Origin of the sequence: Burkholderia sp. RS01, assembly GCF_039748055.1 — a bacterium.
Classification (GTDB): domain Bacteria; phylum Actinomycetota; class Actinomycetes; order Actinomycetales; family Micrococcaceae; genus Arthrobacter.
On the sequence record NZ_JBDLAK010000003.1, the window covers coordinates 29740 to 52057 of the forward strand.

At 66.7% G+C, this 22318-nt stretch carries 19 protein-coding genes; 12 read left to right on the plus strand and 7 right to left on the minus strand.

All coding sequences use genetic code 11. The features are described 5' to 3' along the window. The first annotated feature begins 164 nt into the window (after window positions 1-164). The 4 genes from ABFP37_RS03975 to ABFP37_RS03990 all read left to right on the plus strand — a co-directional run bounded on the left by ABFP37_RS03975 (window position 165) and on the right by ABFP37_RS03990 (window position 5747). Window positions 165-1799: an ABC transporter substrate-binding protein gene (locus tag ABFP37_RS03975; protein WP_078028035.1), complete on the plus strand. Its 1635-nt coding sequence runs from the start codon at window positions 165-167 to the stop codon at window positions 1797-1799. A gap of 129 nt (window positions 1800-1928) precedes the next feature. Next, window positions 1929-3020, plus strand: coding sequence for an ABC transporter permease (locus ABFP37_RS03980; protein ID WP_078028034.1), 1092 nt, complete (start codon window positions 1929-1931; stop codon window positions 3018-3020). Window position 3021: 1 nt separating this feature from the next. After that, entirely contained in the window at window positions 3022-4047 is a 1026-nt protein-coding gene (locus tag ABFP37_RS03985) for an ABC transporter permease (RefSeq protein ID WP_347032799.1), read from the plus strand. After that, the gene (locus tag ABFP37_RS03990) at window positions 4044-5747 is read left to right on the plus strand and encodes an ABC transporter ATP-binding protein (protein ID WP_078028032.1); all 1704 of its coding nucleotides are present in this window, start codon (window positions 4044-4046) and stop codon (window positions 5745-5747) included. The genes ABFP37_RS03985 and ABFP37_RS03990 overlap by 4 nt, the downstream gene beginning before the upstream one ends. Window positions 5748-5827: 80 nt before the next feature. Here the strand turns inward: ABFP37_RS03990 and ABFP37_RS03995 are convergent, their stop codons facing one another. Then, the gene (locus ABFP37_RS03995) at window positions 5828-6484 is read right to left on the minus strand and encodes an NAD(P)-binding domain-containing protein (RefSeq protein WP_078028031.1); all 657 of its coding nucleotides are present in this window, start codon (window positions 6482-6484) and stop codon (window positions 5828-5830) included. Between the two features lie 150 nt (window positions 6485-6634). Here ABFP37_RS03995 and ABFP37_RS04000 point away from each other — a divergent pair, with 150 nt between their 5' ends. Then, the gene (locus tag ABFP37_RS04000) at window positions 6635-7093 is read left to right on the plus strand and encodes a chorismate mutase (RefSeq protein WP_078028030.1); all 459 of its coding nucleotides are present in this window, start codon (window positions 6635-6637) and stop codon (window positions 7091-7093) included. Window positions 7094-7129: 36 nt separating this feature from the next. Continuing rightward, on the plus strand, window positions 7130-8143 hold the full coding sequence (locus ABFP37_RS04005; protein ID WP_347032800.1) for a hypothetical protein: 1014 nt from the start codon (window positions 7130-7132) through the stop codon (window positions 8141-8143). Between the two features lie 10 nt (window positions 8144-8153). Here ABFP37_RS04005 and ABFP37_RS04010 read toward each other — a convergent pair whose 3' ends face one another. From ABFP37_RS04010 to ABFP37_RS04035, 6 genes are all read right to left on the minus strand, one after another. Then, window positions 8154-8882, minus strand: a complete 729-nt coding sequence (locus tag ABFP37_RS04010; RefSeq protein WP_347032801.1) for a DUF4166 domain-containing protein — start codon at window positions 8880-8882, stop codon at window positions 8154-8156. 55 nt (window positions 8883-8937) lie between these two features. Further along, window positions 8938-10179 carry a DUF58 domain-containing protein gene (locus tag ABFP37_RS04015; RefSeq protein ID WP_347032802.1) on the minus strand — a complete coding sequence of 414 codons (1242 nt, stop codon included), beginning with the start codon at window positions 10177-10179 and terminating at the stop codon, window positions 8938-8940. 54 nt (window positions 10180-10233) lie between these two features. Then, a complete protein-coding gene (locus ABFP37_RS04020; protein WP_347032803.1) occupies window positions 10234-11271 on the minus strand; it encodes a MoxR family ATPase in 1038 nt (345 codons plus the stop codon). Further along, complete coding sequence (locus tag ABFP37_RS04025) at window positions 11268-12356, minus strand: DUF4350 domain-containing protein (RefSeq protein WP_139362804.1); 1089 nt, start codon at window positions 12354-12356, stop codon at window positions 11268-11270. Before ABFP37_RS04025 ends, ABFP37_RS04020 begins: the two co-directional genes overlap by 4 nt. A gap of 146 nt (window positions 12357-12502) precedes the next feature. After that, window positions 12503-13168, minus strand: coding sequence for a DUF4129 domain-containing protein (locus ABFP37_RS04030; protein ID WP_078028026.1), 666 nt, complete (start codon window positions 13166-13168; stop codon window positions 12503-12505). 40 nt (window positions 13169-13208) lie between these two features. Continuing rightward, window positions 13209-14477, minus strand: a complete 1269-nt coding sequence (locus tag ABFP37_RS04035) for a hypothetical protein (protein ID WP_139362788.1) — start codon at window positions 14475-14477, stop codon at window positions 13209-13211. 247 nt (window positions 14478-14724) lie between these two features. On the opposite strand from ABFP37_RS04035, the gene mtrA reads away from it, so the two are divergent. From mtrA to ABFP37_RS04065, 6 genes are all read left to right on the plus strand, one after another. Then, a complete protein-coding gene (gene mtrA / locus ABFP37_RS04040) occupies window positions 14725-15399 on the plus strand; it encodes an MtrAB system response regulator MtrA (RefSeq protein ID WP_078028025.1) in 675 nt (224 codons plus the stop codon). Window positions 15400-15430: 31 nt separating this feature from the next. Next, window positions 15431-17431, plus strand: coding sequence for an MtrAB system histidine kinase MtrB (mtrB, locus tag ABFP37_RS04045; protein WP_347032804.1), 2001 nt, complete (start codon window positions 15431-15433; stop codon window positions 17429-17431). Beyond that, a complete protein-coding gene (locus tag ABFP37_RS04050; protein WP_078028024.1) occupies window positions 17428-19146 on the plus strand; it encodes an LpqB family beta-propeller domain-containing protein in 1719 nt (572 codons plus the stop codon). Before mtrB ends, ABFP37_RS04050 begins: the two co-directional genes overlap by 4 nt. A 75-nt stretch (window positions 19147-19221) precedes the next feature. Continuing rightward, the gene (locus ABFP37_RS04055) at window positions 19222-20088 is read left to right on the plus strand and encodes a phosphoribosyltransferase family protein (RefSeq protein ID WP_347032805.1); all 867 of its coding nucleotides are present in this window, start codon (window positions 19222-19224) and stop codon (window positions 20086-20088) included. Between the two features lie 204 nt (window positions 20089-20292). Continuing rightward, window positions 20293-21018 carry a ribosome-associated translation inhibitor RaiA gene (gene raiA / locus ABFP37_RS04060; RefSeq protein WP_078028022.1) on the plus strand — a complete coding sequence of 242 codons (726 nt, stop codon included), beginning with the start codon at window positions 20293-20295 and terminating at the stop codon, window positions 21016-21018. A gap of 113 nt (window positions 21019-21131) precedes the next feature. After that, window positions 21132-22274 (plus strand): crosslink repair DNA glycosylase YcaQ family protein, encoded by a 1143-nt coding sequence (locus tag ABFP37_RS04065; protein ID WP_347032806.1) that lies wholly within the window; start codon window positions 21132-21134, stop codon window positions 22272-22274. Window positions 22275-22318 lie beyond the last annotated feature (44 nt).

Here is a 22318-nt window from a genome sequence, read left to right on the forward strand (position 1 = left end):
TCCGAAACCCTGCCTCGGCCCCATTATGGTAAATTTTGTGTCTCATCTCACAAGATGCAGCGATTCACCGGGCAACCGTCTGGTTCAATCAAGGCATCAGGACAGCGCGTCGCCCGCACGATTCATGCCGGGCCGCGCGCACTCATCGAACAGAAAGTTCACAGATGGCAATGAACAAAAAGGCCTTGCAGGGCGCTATCGCGTTCGCAGGCATTTCCGCTTTCGCATTGACTGCCTGCACGGGCCCCTCCGGCGGCGGCGGAACAACCACCGGCAGCGCTGGCGGTGGCACCATCACCTATGGCACCACCGACAAGGTGGTAACTCTCGATCCGGCCGGTTCCTACGACGCCGGTTCCTTCATGGTCATGAACCAGATCTATCCGTTCCTCATGAACTCCAAGCCCGGATCTGCCGATGCTTCCCCCGACATCGCCGAATCTGCGTCCTTCACCACCCCGACGGAATACACCGTCAAGCTCAAGCCGGGCCTCAAGTTCGCCAACGGCCACGCGCTGACGTCCTCGGACGTGAAGTTCTCCATCGACCGCGTAGTCAAGATCGCTGACCCCAACGGCCCGGCGTCACTGCTGGGCAACCTGAAGTCAGTGGCAGCCAAGGACGATTCCACGGTCGTCTTCACGCTCAAGGCCGGCAACGACCAGGTGTTCCCGGGTGTCCTCGCATCCAACTCCGGCCCGATCGTCGACGAAGAGGTCTTCCCGGCGGACAAGATCATGGGCGACGACGAAATCGTCAAGGCCAAGCCCTTTGCCGGGCCGTACACCATTGAGAGCTACAAGAAGAACGAGCTGGTCAGCCTCAAGGCCAACCCGGACTACCAGGGCCTCCTCGGCAAACCGGCCAACGACGGCGCCAACATCAAGTACTACGCCGACTCCAACAACCTGAAGCTGGACGTTCAGCAGGGCAACATCGACGTCGCCGGCCGCAGCCTTACAGCCACCGACGCCGCAGACCTGGAAAAGGACTCGAAGGTCAAGGTCCACAAGGGTCCCGGCGGCGAGTTGCGCTACATCGTGTTCAACTTCGACACCATGCCGTTCGGCGCCAAGTCCGCCGACGCCGATCCCAAGAAGGCCCTCGCAGTGCGCCAGGCCATGGCCGACCTGGTGGACCGTGACGCCATCGCCACGCAGGTGTACAAGGGCACCTACCTGCCGGCGTACTCCGTGGTTCCGGACGGATTCGCCGGCGCCATCCAGCCGCTCAAAGAAATGTACGGCGACGGCAGCGGCAAGCCCAGCCTGGACAAGGCCAAGAAGGCCTTCGCCGACGCCGGCATCACCGGCACCGTCAACATCAAGCTCCAGTACAATCCGGACCACTACGGCAAGTCCTCGGGCGACGAATACGCCATGATCAAGGAACAGCTGGAGAAGTCGGGCCTGTTCAAGGTGGACCTCCAGTCCACCGAATGGGTCACCTACTCCAAGGCACGCACCGCGGACGCCTACCCGGTCTACCAGCTCGGCTGGTTCCCGGACTACTCCGACGCTGACAACTACCTGACGCCGTTCTTCGTGCCCGGCAACTTCCTCAAGAACCACTACGAGAACCCGGCTGTTACGGATCTCGTCAGCAAGCAGCTCACCACGGTTGACAAGGCCGAACGCGAAAAGGTGCTGGGCGAAGCCCAGACGGCCGTCGCCAAGGACCTGTCCACGCTGCCGCTGCTGCAGGGTGCCCAGCTGATGGTGGCGGGAGCGGACGTCAAGGGTGTTGAAAAGACCCTCGATGCATCGTTCAAGACCCGTCTCGGCGTAATCTCCAAGTAGGACTGCATCCCCATTAGGTCCTGACCAGCTGAGGAGGCGGGACGCCTGCGAGGCGTCCCGCCTTTCTTACTGGTTGCCGAACAGCAGAATCCGGAGCCCGACGGCCCGGAAACACAAAATTAGGCAGTAATGACAACACTGATTGAGGCGCCGCCAACCGACGCCGACGGCCTTCTGCCGTCAAAGAAGAAGAAGTCCGGTGGGGGACTGGGCCAGTACATCATGATCAGGTTCCTCCTGATCTTTCCCACCATATTCATCCTGGTCACCATGGTGTTCTTCCTCATGCGGATCACCGGTGATCCTGTCACGGCCGCTATGGGCGGCCGGCTACCGCCGGAGCAGCTGCAGGAGCGGATCCATGCTGCGGGCTACGACCGCCCGCTCCTGGTCCAGTACTTCGAGTACCTGGCACAGCTTGCCACCGGGAACTTCGGAACCACGCTGTCGGACAACCGCAGGGTCACCGAGATGCTGGCCACGTACGGCGCGGCCACCCTCGAACTGACCATCAACGCCCTGATCGTCGCGCTTCTGGTGGGCATTCCCCTCGGCATGATCGCTGCCCACCGTCGTGATCACGCTCCCGACGCCGTGCTGCGCGTGTTCGCGATCCTCTGCTACGCCACGCCGGTATTCTTCGCGGGCCTGCTGCTGAAACTGACGTTCTCGGTGTGGCTCGGCTGGCTCCCGGTGGCGGGGCGCGCCAAGACGTCCAGCGAACTGGCACTCACCGGACTGCAGGCACCCACCGGCATCTATTGGCTCGATGCAATCCGCAGCGGCAATGTGGCGGCCCTGGGCGATGTGATGGCGCATGCCGTCCTTCCCGCAGTTGCCCTGGGGCTCCTGACAGCCGGCATCTTCCTCCGGCTGGTGAGGACCAACGTGATCGGCACGCTCGGCCGGGACTACGTCGAGGCAGGGCGTTCCCGCGGTGTAAGCGAATTCCGTCTGGTCACCAAACACGCCTACAAGCCCGCGCTGATCCCCATCATCACCGTGATGGGCCTCCAGATCGCAGTGATGCTCGGCGGCGCCGTGCTGACGGAAAAGACCTTCGAGTGGCAGGGTCTCGGCTTCCAGCTGGCCAACTACCTGACGGCCCGCGACTTTGTGGCGGTTCAGGGCATTGTGGTGCTCCTGGCCGTCATCGTGGCCGTCACCAACTTCATCGTGGACATCGTGGCCGCGCTGATCGATCCCCGCGTGAGGTACTGACATGAGTACGAATGTTCCGGTGGAAACCACCGTGGATCACAGGGCTCCGCTGTTCAAGCGGCTCCCCGTCATTTCGCATTTCAACAAGAGCGTGGGGCTGCAGCGGGGGATGCTCGTCATGGGCCTCGTCCTGACCGGGACGTTCCTGTTGACCGCCATCTTTGCACCGCTCATTGCTCCCTTCGGCTTTGCCCAGCTTTCCGACGCCGACGGCAGCTTTCCCACGCAGGAACCGCCCGGCGGCAAGCATCTGTGGGGCACTACCGTGGGTGGCTACGATGTTCTTTCCCGCGTCGTCTGGGGTTCCCAGACGGCGGTCTTCGTCATCGTTGTAGCTGTACTGCTGTCCATCTTCGCCGGCGTCATCCTGGGCCTGGTCAGCGGCTACATCGGCGGCTGGCTGGACCGCATCCTGGTGGTCGTTGCAGACGCCATTTATGCCTTCCCCTCGCTGCTCGTGGCCATTGTCATGGCCATCGTCATCAGCGGCGGCCAGTCGAGCCTCTTCGGCGGCGTGATGGCGGCAGCCATCTCCATCACCGTCGTGTTCATTCCCCAGTACTTCCGGGTCATCCGGGCCGAGACCATCCGGCTTAAGGCTGAGCCGTTCGTCGAATCGGCCAAGGTAGTGGGCGCATCGAGCATCCGCATCATGAGCAGGCACATTTATCGGAACGCCACGCGGACCCTTCCGCTGATTTTCACGCTGAACGCTTCCGAGGCGATCCTGACCCTTGCCGGCCTGGGCTTCCTGGGATTCGGCATCGAGCCCTCCTCGGCCGCTGAATGGGGCTTCGACCTCAACAAGGCCCTGGCGGACACAACCTCCGGCATCTGGTGGACGGGTGTATTCCCCGGCGTCGCCATCGTCTGGACCGTACTGGGACTCACCCTGGTGGGCGAGAGCATCAACGACCTGAACGATCCGCGCCTTCGCGGCCGCAAGAAAGCTGCCTCCGGCAAGGGCGGGCCGGACTCGACCGCAGGTGCGCAGGCAGCCATCGACGCAGAAGTGAGAAGCTCATGACCGTCAACATCGACAGGAGAGGCACCGGCACAGGCCCGGTCCTCGACATTGACCACCTCGAGGTCACCTTCGCCACCGACGCCGGCGATGTACATGCCGTCAAGGACGTCAGCCTCCAGGTCAACCCCGGCGAGGTCCTGGCCATCGTCGGCGAATCCGGTTCCGGCAAAACAGTCACCGCCAAGACCATCCTCGGCCTGCTGCCCGAAACGGCCACCAGCCGCGGAGCCGTGCTGATCAACGGAAACAACGTCATCAGCGTCAGTGCCAGGGAGCTCCGGCAGATCCGGGGACGCGACGTGGCCATGGTGTTCCAGGAGCCGTCCACGGCCCTGAACCCGGTATTCACCGTCGGCTGGCAGATCGCCGAAGGCATCCGGGCGCATTCCGGCGGTCCCGGCGGAAGGCGGGTTTCGGCCAAGGACGCGAAGACCAGGGCCATCGAGGCCCTGGGGAAAGTGGGGATTCCGGATCCGGAAACGCGGGTCAACTACTATCCGCACCAGTTCTCCGGCGGGCAGAAGCAGCGCGTGGTCATTGCCGCTGCCCTCGCGCTGAATCCTGGCCTCATTGTGGCGGACGAACCCACCACGGCTCTGGACGTCACCGTGCAGGCCGAGATCCTGGAGCTCCTGCGGGACCTGCGGGACAAGTACGGAACCTCCATCGTGCTGATCACGCACAACATGGGGGTCGTGGCAGACCTCGCCGACCGCGTCGTGGTGATGTACCAGGGCGACGTCGTGGAGGAGGCGTCGGTCAAGACCCTGTTTGCCGAACCGCGGCAGGACTACACCAGAAAACTGCTGGCTGCCGTCCCCCACCTCGGCCGGAACTCGGCCTCGGAAGGGATGACGGAACGGGCGCACCAGGGCGGCAAGGTGCTGGTGGAGGCCAAAGGCCTGACCATCGAATACCCTGGCCGGCTGGGCAGCCCCGCCTTCAAAGCCGTGGACGGTGTGAGCTTCACGGTGTCCGAGGGCGAGGTCTTTGGCCTCGTGGGCGAGTCAGGTTCCGGCAAAACCACCATCGGCCGTGCCATTGCGGGGCTCAACCGCACCACGGGCGGAAGCCTCAGCGTGCTCGGCTACGAGATGCTCAACCTCAAGGAGCGGACCTTCAAGCCGCTTCGCAAGGACATCGGATTCGTGTTCCAGGACCCGGCAGCGTCGTTCAATCCCCAGCTGACCATCGGGGACTGTGTGGCGGAGCCGCTGATCATCCACACAAATCCGTCGGCGGCGCAGGCGCGCAAACGCGTCGGCGAGCTGCTCGAATCAGTTCAGTTGCCGGCGTCGTACGCTGACCGCTTTCCGCACGAACTGTCCGGCGGGCAGCGCCAGCGGGCATCGCTGGCGCGGGCCCTGATCCTCAACCCGAAGCTGCTGATCGCCGACGAGCCCACCTCCGCGCTGGACGTTTCGGTGCAGGCGAAGGTGCTGGAGCTATTCAAGGAAATCCAGCGGGAGTTCGGATTCGCAGCCCTGTTCATCAGCCACGACCTGGCCGTGGTGGACATGCTGTCGCACTGGGTGGGGGTGCTGTACAAGGGCAAGCTGGTTGAACAGGGGATCGGCCAGCATGTCATGGGTGCGCCCCAGCACGATTACACCAAGCGACTCATCGCGTCGCTCCCGGTTCCGGATCCGGCCGAGCAGGCCAAGCGCAGGGAGGACCACCGCGCCCTCCTGGGCATCTAGCAGCACCTCCGGCAGCAAAGGCCTGCCCGTCCGGCATGCGTGGCGGACGGGCAGGCCTTTTGCATTCAATTGTCTGCGGCTTACTCGGAAACCACCTTGATGTTGAAGACGCGGTCGCCTTGCCGGAGGAAGATGCGGAGCCACAGCGGAAGCCACATCTCCATCCCCCGCGCCGCTTCGAGGGCGCCCAGATCCCGGATGTGTTCGGGCCGCCAGCCAAATTCCCGCAGCAGCCCGGCCACCACTTCCTTGGCCTGGGCGTCGTCGCCGGCCATGAACACGTCGTGGTCGCCGCCGGCCAGGCGGTCCGGAGCCACCATGACGTCGGCCCGCATGGTGTTCAGGGCTTTGACCACGCGGGTCGTGGGGAAGGACCGCTGGATGGTTTCCGCCAGGCTGTCCGTATTGGAGATGGAGAGCGACGGCGGGAAGCCCGCCGAAAGGTCCAGCGGATTCGCCACATCAAGGAGCACCTTGCCGTCCAGGTTCTTCGTGCTGGCGGCGGCCAACACGTCCAGCGATACGGCTCCGGGAGTGGCATTGATGATCACTTCGCCGTCCGCAGCGGCGTCGAAGAACGTGGCGGCCTTCGCCTGCGGGCCTGCACCAGCGGCCCACTCCAGCGCCGCCGCATTGGTGGCACTCCGGGATCCGATGGTGACCTGGTGCCCCGTCTGGACCAGTTTTCCGGCCAGGGTCCTGCCCACCGTGCCGGTGCCGAGAACTGCAATCCTCATGTCCAACCTCCATGACCGATGTGTGTTGCGTGACACCTACATTGTCCGCCCGTCCGTCGCGGCTGCGGACGTCCGGACCCGGCCGCGCCCGCCCTGACGCCAGCCGCTTAACACCGGCGGAGTTTCCGGCAGTGCCCATAGACTGGATCCATGACCGAGCTAAACCATGATCTGCCTGACACCGACTCCTACGACCCCGCCGCGAGTTCCCTCGCCGGGCATGTGGATCCTTCAGTGATGGCGGAACTGTTGTCGATCCGGTCGAGCATCGACAACATCGATGCGACCCTGGTGTACCTCCTGGCGGAGCGGTTCAAAGCCACCCAGAAGGTGGGTTTCCTCAAGGCGGCGCACCGGCTTCCGGCGGGGGATCCCGGACGTGAGACCGCCCAGATCGCCCGGCTGCGCCGGCTCGCCGAGGATGCCCAGCTGGACCCGGCCTTCGCGGAAAAATTCCTGAACTTCATCATTGGCGAGGTGATCCGCCACCACGAGGCGATCGCCGAGGACCACAACGCGGCCGGCGGCAACAACCGGGCCGGCGGCGCGTCACCCGGGGCCGCAACAGGCATGCCCGCTGCCGGCCCTTCCACCTCGCTCAACGCCTAAGCCGTGCCAGAGGCAGCAACGTCACCGCAACGGCAAGTGACGGCCACCGCACTCGGCCCGTGGCCCGGGGAGGACCCGATCGAAGCCACCCGGATCATCCGCGGGGAACTTGGCAGCCCGCATCTTCCGTTCCTGGCAGAGCTCCCCGGCAGGGGAGTGGGCGCGGACGCCATCGGCCGGACGGCGTCCCTGCTCGTGGAGATGGCCGTGGATGTCCAGCCCCATGGCTGGCGCATCGTCGACCGTCCCGGGCGTGACCTCATCCGGGCCAGATCGGCCCTGTCCACCGATATCAACGTGCTCGCCGACGTGGCCGGCGAAGAGGACGGCCAGGCGGCCGCTGAATTCAAGGTCCAGCTGCGGGGGCCGCTGAGCATGGCCGCCGGGTTGCACCTCCACAACGGTGAACGCGCCCTGATCGACTACGGTGCGCGCCGTGACATTGCAGCCTCCCTTGCCGCCGGCGTTGGCGAGCACCTCACCCGCGTGTCTGCTGCCGTGCCGGGTGCACGGCTCGTGGTGCAGCTCGACGAGCCGGACATCGCCTCCGTGCTGGCCGGCACCATTCCCACCTCCAGCGGCTACCGGACGCTGCGGTCCGTTGCCGGACAGGAAGTGACGGAGCTGTGGCGCGTGGTGATTGACGCCGTCCGCGACGCCGGTGCCGCCGAGATCGCCATCGCGGTCCCGGAGATCGAGGCTCCGTTCGACAGGATCCTCGCCGCCGGCGCGGACGGCATCGCCGTTCCGCTGAAGGCGCTGACGTCCCGCCAGTGGGAGCAGCTGGCCGAAGCGGTTGAAGCCGGCAGGCGGATCTGGGCTGGCGCCCTGCGCGTGGACAACCCTGCCGGCGAGCTGCCCCGGGTCGCCGATGTCGTTGAAACGGTACGTCGCCCCTGGCAGCAGCTGGGGTTGCCGCTGGCAGAGCTGGGGACGCTCCGGATCACGCCGTCGGGTGGGCTTGAGGAGCACACCCCCAAGGCCGCGACGGCGGTGCTCACGCGCCTGACGCAGGCGGCCGACGGCCTGAACCAGCTGGCGCTCGGCTGAGGCGGAGGCGTTAGGTCCGTTGTTCCCAGCGGTCCGGCACGGCATGCAACGGGAGGAAGCCAGGCGCCGAATTCCCGCCCGGGTAGGCCTCGAGCCGGTAATCGAAGTGCCCGGCATAGACCAGGACCAGGCCGACCTGCGGCTGGATCACCTTCACCTGGATCCGGTGCCTGCCATGTGCCCCTTCTGACGGGTCCCACCACTGTTCGGCATAGGCTTTGGCATCGAGCGGCGGGGGCAGCTGCACACGCAGCGGCCCCAGGAACAGCCGGGACGCTTCGGAGACCCCGCGGAGCCGGCCTTTGGCCGTCGCGCTCAGGTTCAGGTCGGTGACCAGGCGGCGGTACCTGCCGACGTAGTCCACGAGCCGCGCCGCTCCGGGGGGATCGCCCGTGCCCGGGGAGCGCACGCTGGTGGTGTCCTGGAAAATCCGGGTGCGGCCGGGAAAGAAGATCTGCCGGCGGGCGGTCAGGCTCGAGCGGCCGAACGGGTCCAGATGTGCATGGTTTTCGATCCGGAACGGTACGCGCTCACCGTATTCCGGGAAGAAGGCCTCCTCGCCGGCGGTCAACCCCAGCAGCGGCCGCAGCCAGCGCTGCCGGCAGCCCACGACGTCGAACACGCCCTCCCCGACGCCGTACCGGCCGGAACCGGGGGCCAGTGAAAAGTAATCCTGGAGTTCGGGCTGAAGACGGCCGAAGCCGGCACCCATGGCCTGCTGGTAGATCGGCGTGTTCACGGAAGACCTCCTGATGGGCTGAGCTGCTGAATTGATTTTGAATGCTCTTTACCGTTCACAGGCGGCCCGCCGCCTTGAGCCGGATGTAGGCGTCCGCCAGCGCAGGGGGCAGCTGGTGGGGTTCCGCGTCCACGACCTCCACGCCGAGGTGGCGGAGCTGCAGGCTCACCGCCTCGCGCTCCAGCAGGGCGCGTTCCGCCGCCGCCGCGCGGAACACCTGCGCCGCCGTCGTCCGTTCCGCCAGCAGCTCGCCCAGCATGGGATCGCGGACGGAAGCCACCACCACCATATGCTGCTGGGCCAGCCGCGCCGCCATCGGAATGAGCCCCTCCTCCGGAGCGCCGCCGTCGAGCGACGTCAGCAGCACCACGAGTGAGCGGTGCGCGGAAACGGCCCGGACCTGCCCGGGAATCTGTGCCCAATCAAGCTCGATGAGCTCCGCTTCGAGGGGCGCCATGGCCTGTACGAGCTGTCCCAGCAGGTTTCCGCCGGCAGCCGTTCCGGCCCTGGCCCGCGTCCGGCGGTCGAAGGCGAAGAAGTCCACCCGGTCCCCGCCCCGTTCAGCGAGGACGGCCAGCAGCAGCGCCGCTTCGATCCCGGTGTCCAGCCGCGGTTCGTCGTTGATGCGGGCTGCGGCAGTCCGTGACGTGTCCAGCATAATCACCACCCGCCGGTCCCGTTCCGGCCGCCAGGTGCGGACCACGACGGCGGACCGCCTCGCCGTGGCACGCCAGTCTATGGAGCGGACATCATCGCCGCGGACGTAGTCGCGGAGGGAATCGAACTCCGTGCCGGCGCCACGGATCTGGACGGCGGCCTTGCCATCCAGTTCCCGGAGCCTCCGCAGCTTCGAGGGGAGGTGGCGCCGGGAATTGAACGGCGGCAGCACGCGGACCGACCCCGGGCACTCCAGGGTTTTTTGGCGTGCGGCGAGACGGAGCGGGCCGAAGGACCGAAGGGTGACGTGCGGCGCGGTGAGGTCGCCCCTCCTGGTAGGCCGCAGCCGGACGGTCAGCCGCCGTCTCTCGCCTGGCGGGACTTCTGTTTCCTGGACCGGGTTTACGGCCCCTGCGGACGGTTGCCACGCGTCGCGCACCAGTGCCCTCAGCGCCCGTTTCCCCGTGTTGTGCACCGTGAGCACCGAGTCCGCGGTGCCGGCCAGCGTGACATTTCCGGGCGTGGACCGCGCCACGGCAACGTGAGCTACAGATGCGGCGAGGCCCAGGTCCACCAGGACCAGCGCGGCCAGGACAAGGAGCACGGCCAGCGCAGCCTCCCACCCCGGGAAAAGGAGCACAGGGCAAAGCCCGGCGAGTGCCAGGAGTACCAAACGGCCCGAAATTGCCATGAGCTAGCGGGGGACGGGCACGGACGTCAGGATGCTCCCCAGCACATCGTCGGCCTGGACGCCGTCCATCAGCGCCTCGGGCCGGAGCGCCACGCGGTGCCGCAGGCACGGAAGGGCCAGCGCCTTGACGTCATCCGGGGTGACGAAATCGCGGCCGGACAACCAGGCCCAGGCCCGCGACGCGTTCATCAGGGCCGTCGCTCCGCGCGGCGACACGCCCAGCTGGAACGAGGGGGCTGAGCGGGTGGCGCGGACAAGGTCAACGATGTAGCCCATGACTTCGGGCGCCACAGCCACGTCCGCCACAGCCCGGCGGGCCCGCTCCAGTTCATCCGCGCCCGCGACCGGACGGATGCCGGCGGCGGCCAGATCACGGGGATCGAAACCAGCGGCATGCCGGCGGATGACCTCGATTTCGGCGGCGCGGTCCGGCAGGGGCATGGTCAGCTTGAGGAGGAACCGGTCCAGCTGCGCTTCCGGCAGCGGATAGGTGCCTTCGTACTCCACGGGGTTCTGCGTGGCCGCAACCATGAAGGGCACGGGAAGCGGCCGCGACACACCGTCCACCGAGACCTGGCGTTCCTCCATGGCCTCCAGGAGCGAGGCCTGGGTCTTCGGCGGGGTCCTGTTGATCTCGTCTGCCAGGAGCATATTGGTGAAAACCGGGCCCTCACGGAAACTGAAATCGGAGTTGGCCGCGTCATAGACGAGGGATCCGGTGACGTCGCCCGGCATGAGGTCCGGCGTGAACTGCACGCGCTTGGTGTCCAGGCTCAGGGCCGCGGACAGGGCGCGGACCAGCAGCGTCTTAGCCACGCCCGGGACCCCTTCGAGCAATACGTGGCCGCGTGACAGGAGGGCGATCAGCATGCCGGTGACCGTGGACTCCTGTCCGACGACGGCCTTGGCCACCTCGTGCCGCACATCGAGGAGTGCCTGGCGGACGGGATCCGGAGCCCCGTGCGCGGACGGCCCGGCCAAGGTGGTCACCGGGGCATCGCCGTAGGTCCCGGGAGCATCGCCGGTTGGTTGGTCGCTCATGTACTGGTTACCTCTTTCTCTAGTCCTGACAGCTCCTGGGCCCAACTGACGAGTTCGGCCTCCGTTTGCGGGCGGCGGTGCAGGTTGCGGTACATGTCGGCAGGGTCGCGTCCCAGATGCCTGGCCGCGGCCGCGGACACGTCGGCAGACTCCACGCCGGCACCCAGCCGAAGGGATCCGGCAAGGCGGACCAGGGTCCCCGCCCGGAGATTGTCCGCCGCACGGTCCACCGCGTGCGCATCGTGGTACAGGCGGGCCCTGCCCTCGGCCGTTTCGGCGGCCTTGACGATAACCGGCAGGGGCTCGAAGACCAGCGGCCCGAGGCGCCTGCCCCGCCAAAAGACCGCCAGCAGGGCCACGAAAGTGAGCCACGGGCCCAGGACGGCCACCCAGTCCGGGGCGAGATCGTCCAGGGTCTTCGGGGACGCGGTGAAGCCAAGGTCGGCAACGCCCGGCAGGTACCAGACAAGGTGGCTTTGGCTGCCCAGGGTCCGCAGGGTCAGGGCCGCGTTGCCGTTTTCGTCCAGCAGGCGGTTGCCGATGATCGCCGTGCTGCCGAGGACCACCAGCTTTCCGTTCTCGGCCGCGGCGTAGAGGCCGCGCCCGTTGCCGGTAGCGCCGTAGCAGGTGCTGCCGCCGGTGTAGAGGAAGCCCTGGTCAGCGCTGACTGTCCCCGCCGCCTCGGCATCGGCAACGGCGCAGCCCGGCTCCAGGGTGGTTGCCGCCTCCGGCACTACACCTGCCTGCCGGACAGTGCCGCCCAGGCCGGTCAGCGTGGCGAGGCGCGGCGACACGACCACGAGCCGGTCGGCGGCTGACAGCAACTGGCGGAGCCGTTCACCCTCCAGGAAACCCCGCTGGTCATAGAGCAGGACGGTGGATCCGCTGCCCTTCCGGCGGGCAGCAGCCACAGACGCGAGCGTTTCCTCGAAGGACTCCGACTGCTCCACCGTTACGCCATGGCGGCCCAGAATTTCGGCCGCAGCCTTGGCGCCGTTTGGTGCAGGGTTGCGGATGGACAGCTCGGTGGAATCGGACCGCGGCGACAGTTGCACGGCGAGGATCACGGCGAGGGCGACGACCATGACAAGGCTGAACACCAATCGCCCCCGGTGCCGTCGGATCCATCCGGGCAGCCTTCGCACGTCAACGTGGCGGACGGCTCCGCCGAGGCCCGGCGGGCTGTTGGCTGGTTCGCCCCCGCCGGTTGGGCGGACTCGCTCCGGCGCTGTCATTTGGGCACCGCGAGCCCTGCGGTTGCGCCGTCAGCATAGGAGGGTGCGAGGGAATCGAGTGCGGAGTCCAGGGCGGCAATGGCCTCGTGGTGGGCCTCGTTCGCGCTGCCGCTTCCGTAGCGCACGGCGTCAAACACGGTTGCCGCTTGTGCCAGCTTCTCGGCAGCCGTCGGGAAGACGGCGGCAAGCTGTGCGGCAGCTTCGTCCGCTGTGCGGCCCGGCTGAGGCTCGAGGACCGCCCGGTCTTCGGCGGAGCGCACCAGGGCGCGGAACTGATCGACGACGGCGGCCGCCCAGTCGCCGCGGGCTGCGGCGGCTGCCGCGAGGCGGCGGTACGCTGCGGCGGTAACCCGCCCGTCGGGGTCGAACACTTCTTTTGGCGCCCGGCGCCGGGCGTTGAGACGCGGCCTGGCCAGGATGATGGCCAGGCCCAGCAGGACCGCGATGCCGATTCCGATCAGCGGCGCGGTGGGGCTGCCTTCGGCGGTGGCCTGACCGCTGCCCAGTGACTGCAGCCAGTCCAGGAACTGGCGCCAGAGTTCGGCCAGCCAGCCCGGTTCGGCATCCCGGTATTCGCGTTTGGACAGCTCTTCCACGGCCCAGCGGCGCGCCTCCTCCCGGTCGGGCTGCACCGGAGGCTCTGTGGCCAGGAGGGTCAGCATGTGCCTGGCCAATCGCCGGCGAACAGTGCCTGCCGGCCGGTCATCCGCGCAGCGGAGGAGCGCCGGACGGTGGGGGCCAGCCCGCCGCGGGCCCGGCCGAACCGGCACCGTAGACAGGCACTCCGCGGCCCGGGACTCCGCCGTCGTCGGCCCCGGTCTCCAGCAGCCGGAGCAGCGCGATGTCGAGGCCGTCCTTGCGCATGCGCAGGTCCATGTACAGCAATGCCATGACGGACGTCTGGAAGGCGAATCCCACGGCACCGGCGAGGGCAGACATGACTGTGGTGGCCACGACAACCACGATTCCGATGGCGGCGGCCTGGCCCGCGGCGTCGTGCGGGGCCACCACCCCGGTGAACAGCCCGGAGAGGAGACTGACAGGGATCATGACTATCTGGGCGATGACACCCACGAGAAGCGCTACCACCAGGATGATGCCGAAGATGCGCCACCAGTGCCCGCGGGTGATGCTCCAGGAGCGCCGGATCCCGTCCAGGGCACCGAGCTCTTCAATAACGATGGCTGCCGGCGCGACGGACAGCTTCACGGCGACCCACATGAAGGCCGCAAGAAAAGCGAGCCCCAGCGGAAACACGACTGCGAAGGACAGCGCGCCGGCCGTGCTGACCAGCAGGATGGCGACCACCGCGAACAGCGCCGTTGCCAGGATGCCGGCTCCAGCCGCGATGCCTGCCATGCGCACCAGCGCCCAGGCGCGTCCGCGTGCCAGCAACCACATCTGCCGGAAACCGGTCCGCCGGTTGAGGATGGACCTGGCCACCGGAACCACCATGGCACCCTGAAGCACCGTGGAAATAAAAACGCTCAGGATCGAGACAACCGCGACTGCGCTGGTCACTGCCAAACCGATGCCGGCCAGCTCGGCATTGCTTTGGGTCTCCAGCCAGGCGCTTATCGACGCTTCGGAGGTTGTCCCCGCCGCCGTGAGGACGCCGGCGGCGATCGCCCCCAGGGCCTGGGCAAGGAGGCCCGCCCCCAGCATGGCTTTGGGGTTTCGCCTGATCGTCTGGAATGAGCCGTCCATGATCTCGCCGAACATCAGCGGCCGGAGGGGCACCACCCCCGGCTTTGGCGGCGCGGTATAGGCGGGGTAGCCGGCGGGCCGGTTCTGGTAGGCGCCCCACGGCTGTTGGTTTCCGGGTTGGGGGTTACCCCACTGGGGCGGTGCGCCCCAGGTCTGCGGCGGCCGTCCGTCCTGGTTTTGGGGGGAAGCAGGGCCCCATGGCTGGCGTCCGGACTCCGGCGGCAGGTGCTCTGGCGGCGGGCAATTCGGGTCCTGCTGTGACAAGCTGTTCCTCCCCAAGGTTCGCACCGGAAACGGCCGGGCCACTCCAGACTATAGTTCCGCCGTCGGGCAACCTAGCCTCCGGGAGATTTCACCGCCTGGCGGCGGCGCGGCCCGGTCCTGCAGGCCGTTAAACCGCAAGGTCTTCCCCGCCGAAGCCCGGCGTTGCGCGCACGGAAGCAGGGCGTTGACGCCATGCCGAGGATGCGGCCAATAAGACAAAGCAACAGCAATAAGGGAATATATAACTATGAAGGCACGCATTCTGGTAGTTGACGATGACGAGGCACTCGCAGAGATGATCGGCATCGTCCTGCGCAACGACGGCTTCGAGCCCGTTTTTTGCGCCGACGGCGGTCAGGCCCTGGAAATCTTCCGTTCGTCGAAGCCGGATCTCGTGCTGCTGGATCTCATGCTCCCCGGTACCGACGGCATCGAGGTGTGCCGGCAGATCCGGGCCGAGTCGGATGTTCCCATTGTCATGCTGACGGCCAAATCCGACACCTCGGATGTGGTGCGCGGCCTGGAGTCCGGCGCCGACGACTACGTTCCCAAGCCCTTCAAGCCGGCGGAGCTCGTGGCCCGCGTCCGGGCACGCCTCCGCCCGGGCGACCAGAAGGCGCCGGAGACGCTGCGCATCGCGGACATCACGATCGACGTCGCCGGCCACCTCGTGAACCGCGGGGACGAGCGGATTTCCCTGACGCCCCTGGAGTTCGATCTCCTGGTGGCGCTGGCACGCAAGCCGTGGCAGGTGTTCACCCGCGAGCTGCTGCTGGAGCAGGTCTGGGGTTACCGGCATGCGGCGGATACCCGGCTGGTCAATGTCCATGTCCAGCGGCTGCGGTCAAAAATTGAACGTGATCCGGAAGCTCCGGAAGTAGTATTGACGGTTCGTGGTGTCGGCTATAAAGCAGGTTCCTGAACCGCAGGGGCCCAATCCCTCTGATGCCCCGGTGGACTCCGCTCCCGGAGCCCCCTCGCCGAACCCTGCGACGGCGGAAAAGACGTCCGATGCACCCCGCAAACCCGGTGCCCACCCCGTGCCGGAACACACCGACGCCTTTGGCGCGAGCCTCGCCAGGTTGCCGTCGCAGATCCGGATCTGGCGGCGCCGTGCGCTGATCGTCACAGTGCGGGTCGGCCGCCTGGTGCGCACCGGCATGGACCGGTTTTTCCCGGGAATCCGCTACCTCCTGCATTCCCTGCAGCGCCGGTGGCGCCGGTCGCTGCAGTTCCGGACTGTCCTGACCACACTGTTGCTGTCCATCAGCTCCTTTGCCATCGTGGGCGCCTACCTGTCCAACCAGATTGCCAACAACCTTTTCCAGGAGCGGCTGACCCAGGCGGAGTCCGAAACCCGCTATAACGTCAAGCAGGTGCAGGACACGTTCGACGGCGCGCAGGTCACCGACCAGTCCAGTGTGATCACCCTGGTCTATGACACGTTGAATGCCGTTGAGGGCAGGGGCTCTGTTATCCAGCGCCGCTACGTGTTCGAGGCGATGCCGGAGCAGACCAAGCCCCGCAACCGCTGGGTCGAGTCCCGGGCGTCCGACCAGCTGACCATCAGCGTCATCCCGCCCGAACTCCGGACCGCCGTGCAGAATTCCGGCAAAGAGCAGTTCTGGGCCTCCACCGAGTTCCCGGTGGGGACAGAAGACCGTCCCGGCATCGCCGTCGGAAACAAGGTTACGTTCAACGGCACCGTCTATGAGCTGTACCTGATCTATGACCTCAACACGGCACAACAAACGCTGAACGAGATCCAGAACGTCCTCTGGGCGGGCGGCGCGGCGCTGATCCTGATGATCGGCGGCATCGCCTGGTACGTCACCCGGAACGTCGTCAGCCCGGTGAGCCACGCCGCCGTAGTGTCCGAGAAGCTCGCGGCGGGGCAGCTGCAGGAGCGCATGGTGGTCAAGGGTGAAGATGAAATGGCACGCCTGGGAGCGTCCTTCAACCACATGGCCGCCAGCCTTCAGGAACAGATCACGCAGCTGGCCACGCTCTCCCAGATGCAGCAGCGGTTCGTCTCGGACGTATCCCACGAGCTGCGGACGCCGCTGACCACGGTGAGGATGGCGGCTGAGGTGCTCTTTGATGCCCGTCACGATTTTGACCCTATTAATAAGAGGTCGGCCGAGCTGCTCTACAACCAGGTGGAACGATTCCAGTCGCTGCTGGCCGACCTGCTCGAAATCTCCCGGTTCGACGCCGGCGTCGCCATGCTGGATGCCGAGGCCACGGACATCGTGCAGCTCGTGTCCCACGTCATGGAAGGGGTCTCGCCCGTTGCAGAGGAGTACGGCTCGGGCATGACCCTTAACGCCCCGGAGGGCAGCGTCGTGGTGGAAATGGATGCCCGACGCATTGACCGGATCCTGCGGAACCTGGTGCTGAACGCCCTCGAGCATGGTGAAGGCCGGCCCGTCAACATCTCCGTGGCCTCCAATGAAACCGCGGTCGCCGTCACCGTCAGGGACCATGGAATCGGCATGAGCCCGGCGGAGGCTGCCCGGGTCTTCGACCGCTTCTGGCGCGCCGACCCTGCCCGTGCCCGCACCACGGGAGGCAGCGGGCTGGGGCTCTCCATCGCCACCGAGGACACGAAGCTCCACAACGGCTGGCTGCAGGCCTGGGGCAACCCGGGCGTCGGCTCCAATTTCCGGCTGACGCTGCCCCTGAAACAGGGCGGCACGATCACCAAGTCGCCCCTTCAGCTGGAGCCCGCGGATGTGGGCCTGCCCGGCCACGGCGACCACTCCGTGCTCGTGCTGGGCAGCGCTGCTGCCGGGCCGGCGGACGCCGGTGACGACGCCATCCCCGCTGACGGCGCTGCCGCCGCTGAGGCCGACGAAGTCCGCGTGCCTGGCGGTCCCCACGTGGCGGCCGGAACCCACGTGCCCGGTGGAACCCGGGCTTCGGGAGTGTCCGGGACAGGGGAGCGGTCATGAGCGGCCGGAGGCCGAATGTCCGCGGCGTGGTGGCGTGCGTTCTCGCCGTCGTGCTGCTGTTCCTGGCGTCCTGCGCCCAGATCCCCAGGTCCGGTCCCGTCGGCAAGAGCCGCGAAGAGGGCGCCGGAAATCCTAATGCACCCGTTTTCTTCCCGCGCGCCCCCCTGACCGGATCAAGCCCGGAGGCGGTGATCGAGGACTTCTACAGCGCCGGCAGCGGATACGAGGATGACTACGCGGTGGCGCGGCAGTACCTTACCCAGGCGTCCGCGGTCGCCTGGAAGCCGGATCAGCGGACGCTCGTCTTCCGGTCGGAGCAAGTCGTGAAAACCGGCGTCGAGGGCGTCTTCAACTACCAGCTGGACGTGGCATATTCCGTGGATGCCGACGGCGTGGCCACCCAGATGCCGGAAGGAACCAAGGAAAGCATCCCTGTCACCCTGGTGCAGGTCGACGGCGAGTGGCGCATTTCGAAAATTCCTGACGGCACGGCCATCCCCGAGGAAACCTTCCGGGTCATCTACGGGGCCTACCCGATCTACTTCTACGATCCGAGCTTCACGTACGCCGTTCCTGACGTGCGCTGGTTCATCAAGAAGAAAACCGTGAAGTCGATGACGAGTGCCCTGCTCGGCGGGCCGGCGCCGTATCTGAAGGGCGCCGTCGTCAGCGCCTTCCCCTCCGGCATGAAGCTGGCCCGCGAGTCCGTGCCGGTGGTTTCGGGAGCGGCGCAGGTGGACCTGTCGGCGAAGGAACTGACCGACGCCTCCACCGAGGACAGGCTCCGGATGCAGACTCAGCTGGCCCTGACGTTCCGCAGCCAGCCTGACGTGATCAACGTAGAGCTCCGGGCCAACCAGGACCTTGTCCGCGTGGAGGACAACGGCTCGGTGCTGCCCCCGGTCCAGAACAGAAACGCTCCGGCACGCCAGATCGCCGTCAGCAACAACGAACTCGTGCGGTACGAGAACAACAGGATTTCGCCGCTGCCCGACATGCAGTCGGTCGCGGCGCTGAGGCCCCGTTCGCCTGCCGAATCGCCGGTCTCCCAGTCTGTTGCGTTCCTGAACGGCAGCCGCAGCACCCTGTATTCGATGGTGCCCGGGCAGCCCGCGCGTGCCCTGACGACCCGCTCGACCCTGACGCACCCTTCCTTCAGCCTGCACGACTGGGTGTGGACTGCGGGGCCGGGCGCCCAGGGAGTCACCGAGCTGACGGCATTCCGGCCCACTGGCGTGGCTGCCGGCGCCACGGTGCCGTCAGTGACGCTGACCCCTTCCTGGCTGGCGGGCCGCTCCGTGAAAGATTTCCGCGTCTCCCGCGAGGGGGTCCGGGCGCTGGTCATTTCCGAGCAAAACGGCCAGACACGCGTCCAGGTGACGGGAATCATCCGCAGTGCTGACGGAGCGCCCAAGGAGCTGACCACGCCCATCACGCTGCAGGCCAGCGGCAGCCCGGACCAGGGCGCGTGGGTCAACGACACCACGGTTGTCGTGATGAAGGGCGCGGCGTCCGCAGACGTAACTCCGGAACTGCTGTCCCTCACCTCCGCCGAGCCGCAGAAGCTGGCCCCGTGGCCGGGGCTGGTGGCTCTCAGCGCCGGCAACGGACCCGAGGAGATCTTCGCCCAGTCTGCCGACGGCATTTTCCAAAGGCTGGGAAATGGCTGGTCCCCGCAACTGAAAGGGCCCACCGACCCTTCATTCCCTGGCTGACCCGTTCGGGGGGAGTTTCCACATACGGCAGTCGGGCTCTTCATGCCGGGCCGTCCGGTCCGGCAGGCTTGGCGTGTGGGACAGCGACGAGCAGCTCAGCCGGGCAGGGGGCCGACAGATCCCGACCTGCTGGTTCAGCCGGCATGGTCCGCGAGGCACCGCGGCGAACACCGGAAACGGATCCTGAAGGCCGCAGACCTGATTGCGGCAGCCGCAGCGGAGGTTCTGGCCTTGGCGCTGCCCATAGAGTGCGTCTGCTGCGGCCGGGAGGACCTGGCTATCTGCGCCGGCTGTGAGCGCCGGCTCCGGCTCCTGACCCGGCATCCGTTCCGGGCTGAGTCAGCGGCGCCTGCCCTCATGGATACTGACGGTTCGATCATTCTGCCGGTGGTGGCTGCCGGCATCTACCGGGAGGAACTCGCGCAGTCGGTCCTGGCCTTCAAACGCCACGGACAGCGGCAGCTCCGGAGTGTCCTGGGCAACGCACTCGGGCGGGCGATCGCCGCCGCAGCCGCGGGCGACCGGGGGATCGTTTTGGTGCCGGTGCCCAGCAGCAACAGCGCGTTCCGGACAAGAGGATTCAGCCCTGTCCATTTGCTGCTGGCCAGAGCCCTCCGCAGCAGCAGCCTCAGCGGCGTCAGCTGCCAGGACGCCCTGCGGAAAGTCAGGATCGCGGGCGCACCGGCGGCATTGGCGGGCGGCCAGAAAGGGCTCGGCCGGGGGGACAGGGCCCGGAGGGTCCGCGGTTCCATGCGGGCCGTCCGGAGGGCTGCCCGGGGCGGGCTGCGGGGACGGCCGTGCATCATTGTCGACGACGTCCTGACCACCGGAGCGACCCTCGCTGAAGCTGCCAGAGCGGTCCATCAGGCAGGGGGAATTGTCCGCGGCGCGGTGGTCCTGGCGGCCACCCGCGCACCCGACGCGCCGCCCTCACCGGCGTAGGACTTGGCATGCCGGGCCTACCGGAGACATACAAAAAAATAAACAGCGAAAGGATGAATAACTCGTTGCTATGAACTAACGTCGGGTATGGGTACCAAGATCAGTTGTACCTTTCGATAGCGGCTCGGAAAGGGGCTCGACTGTCAATCAGATCGTCCCCGCGAAGTGCCGCCGTCGTGTCACCGAAGTCATTTGGAGGGCACCATGGAGTTCATGATCAGCGGACGAAATCTGACGGTCTCGGACCGATTCCGCGAATACGCCGGCGAGAAGATCTCGAAGATCGAATCGCTTGGGGACAAGGTCCAGAGGGTCGACGCGAAGGTTTCGAAGGAAACGAATGCGCGTCAGACCGGTGACCAGCTCACAGTCGAAGTGACAGTCCTGGGCCGCGGCCCCGTGATCCGTGCCGAAGCAAGCGCCGCAGACAAGTTCGCCGCTTTCGATCTCGCCTACAACAAGCTGCTTGAGCGGCTGCGTCGGGCCAAGGACCGCAAGAAGGTCCACCACGGGCGGCACACGCCCAAGGCGGTGCGCGAGGCAACAGCAACCCTGGAGCCCGCGAGCCCCAATGAGCCGATTTACGTCGAAGCGAGCCACCGCCCCGAACCTGCTCCGGAGCCGGCCGAGAAGTCGCCGTACGACGTCGACAACGACATTCCTGCCGGTGATTCGCCGGTACTGATCCGCCGCAAGGTGTTCCCGGCCGCCTCCCTTACCCTCGATGACGCCGTGGACAACATGGAACTTATCGGCCACGACTTTTACCTCTTCGTGGACAAGGCCACGAATGCCCCTTCCGTCGTGTACCGCCGCCGGGGCTGGACGTACGGTGTTATCACCCTGGACCATTACTGCGAGCCCGGTGAGAACACGCATGAAGAGAAGATCCACGCGTACCGCTCGGACGACGCGGCCGCGACTGCATAAGATAGTGCCCAAACAACGAAAGGGTTGACATGGGTGCATCGCTGAGCCTTTCACAGGCCCGGCGGATCGCCCTGGCAGCACAGGGATTGGACAAAGGACGGCCCGCCGGCCCCGTGACTTCACGGACGGTGGGCCGGACCTTTGCCCGGATCCAGCTGGTCCAGATCGACTCTGTCAATGTCCTGGCACGGAGCCATTTCCTGCCGTTCTTTTCCCGGCTCGGCAACTATGACCGGGCCATCCTCCAGCAGATGTCCGGAAAACATCCCCGGCGCATGATGGAGTACTGGGCGCATGAAGCCAGTTTCATCCGGCCAGAGCACTTCCTGGATCTCGTGGCCTGGCAGAACCGCACTTGGGTAGGGGCCTCAGCCATGGATCCGGGTCTGCGTTCCGGCGTGACCGGCCGCATCCTTGAGGCCTTGGCCGGCGGCAAGCCCATGACGGCGGCTGAGCTCACGGCGAGGATCGGGCATGTGGAGGACCGCAAGCACGTCAACTGGGGCTGGAACTGGAATGCGGTCAAGCGGGTTCTGGAACACCTCTTTGAAGAAGGCGTGGTGTCTGCCGCGTCGCGGACGGAGCAGTTCGAACGCAAGTATGCACTGACGCGCAGCGTCCTGCCCGGGCACGCGCTGGACACGGCGCCGGAGCCAGGGGAATCGATGGACAGGCTTATCGAGGCCGCGGCACAGGCACACGGGATCGGTACGGTGCGGTGTTTCGCAGACTATTTCCGGACGCCGCTCAAGGCCGCAGCGCTCTCGGTGGAGCACCTCGTGGACAGCGGACGGCTGGTTCCTGTCACAGTGGACGGCTGGGACAGGAAGCTGTACCGCCATACAGATGCGCGGCTGCCGCGCACGGCCACAGGCAGGGCACTGCTCAGCCCCTTTGACTCCCTGGTCTTCGAGCGGCGCAGGCTTGAAGAGCTCTTTGGCTTCCACTATCGGATCGAGATCTACACTCCGGAGCCCAAGCGCCGCTTCGGCTACTACGTCCTACCCTTCCTGCTCCGGGACCGCCTCGTGGCGAGGGTGGACCTCAAGGCTGACCGGGCCGGCAGCCGGCTCTTGGCCAAGGCGTGCTTTGCCGAGCCGGACGCGCCGGCGGACACCGCCGTCGAACTGGCCGCGGAACTGCGGCTGATGGCCGACTGGCTCGGGCTCGCCGAGGTGGTTGTGTCCCCGGTAGGGGACCTTTCCGCCAGTGTCGCGGCCGCCGTCAATGCGCCGGCGCCGCCGTATCCGCTCTGAGGGAACAGGCGCAACGTGCTGTGCGTCTCTCCCGTAGACTGAAC

Excerpts from the sequence above, each read along its gene's own strand:
- ABFP37_RS03975 (WP_078028035.1), top strand. The coding sequence starts at position 165 with ATGGCAATGAACAAAAAGGCCTTGCAGGGCGCTATCGCGTTCGCAGGC.
- ABFP37_RS03980 (WP_078028034.1), top strand. The coding sequence starts at position 1,929 with ATGACAACACTGATTGAGGCGCCGCCAACCGACGCCGACGGCCTTCTG.
- ABFP37_RS03985 (WP_347032799.1), top strand. The coding sequence starts at position 3,022 with ATGAGTACGAATGTTCCGGTGGAAACCACCGTGGATCACAGGGCTCCG.
- ABFP37_RS03990 (WP_078028032.1), top strand. The coding sequence starts at position 4,044 with ATGACCGTCAACATCGACAGGAGAGGCACCGGCACAGGCCCGGTCCTC.
- ABFP37_RS03995 (WP_078028031.1), bottom strand. The coding sequence starts at position 6,484 with ATGAGGATTGCAGTTCTCGGCACCGGCACGGTGGGCAGGACCCTGGCC.
- ABFP37_RS04000 (WP_078028030.1), top strand. The coding sequence starts at position 6,635 with ATGACCGAGCTAAACCATGATCTGCCTGACACCGACTCCTACGACCCC.
- ABFP37_RS04020 (WP_347032803.1), bottom strand. The coding sequence starts at position 11,271 with ATGAGCGACCAACCAACCGGCGATGCTCCCGGGACCTACGGCGATGCC.
- ABFP37_RS04025 (WP_139362804.1), bottom strand. The coding sequence starts at position 12,356 with ATGGTCGTCGCCCTCGCCGTGATCCTCGCCGTGCAACTGTCGCCGCGG.
- ABFP37_RS04030 (WP_078028026.1), bottom strand. The coding sequence starts at position 13,168 with ATGCTGACCCTCCTGGCCACAGAGCCTCCGGTGCAGCCCGACCGGGAG.
- mtrA (WP_078028025.1), top strand. The coding sequence starts at position 14,725 with ATGAAGGCACGCATTCTGGTAGTTGACGATGACGAGGCACTCGCAGAG.
- ABFP37_RS04050 (WP_078028024.1), top strand. The coding sequence starts at position 17,428 with ATGAGCGGCCGGAGGCCGAATGTCCGCGGCGTGGTGGCGTGCGTTCTC.
- raiA (WP_078028022.1), top strand. The coding sequence starts at position 20,293 with ATGGAGTTCATGATCAGCGGACGAAATCTGACGGTCTCGGACCGATTC.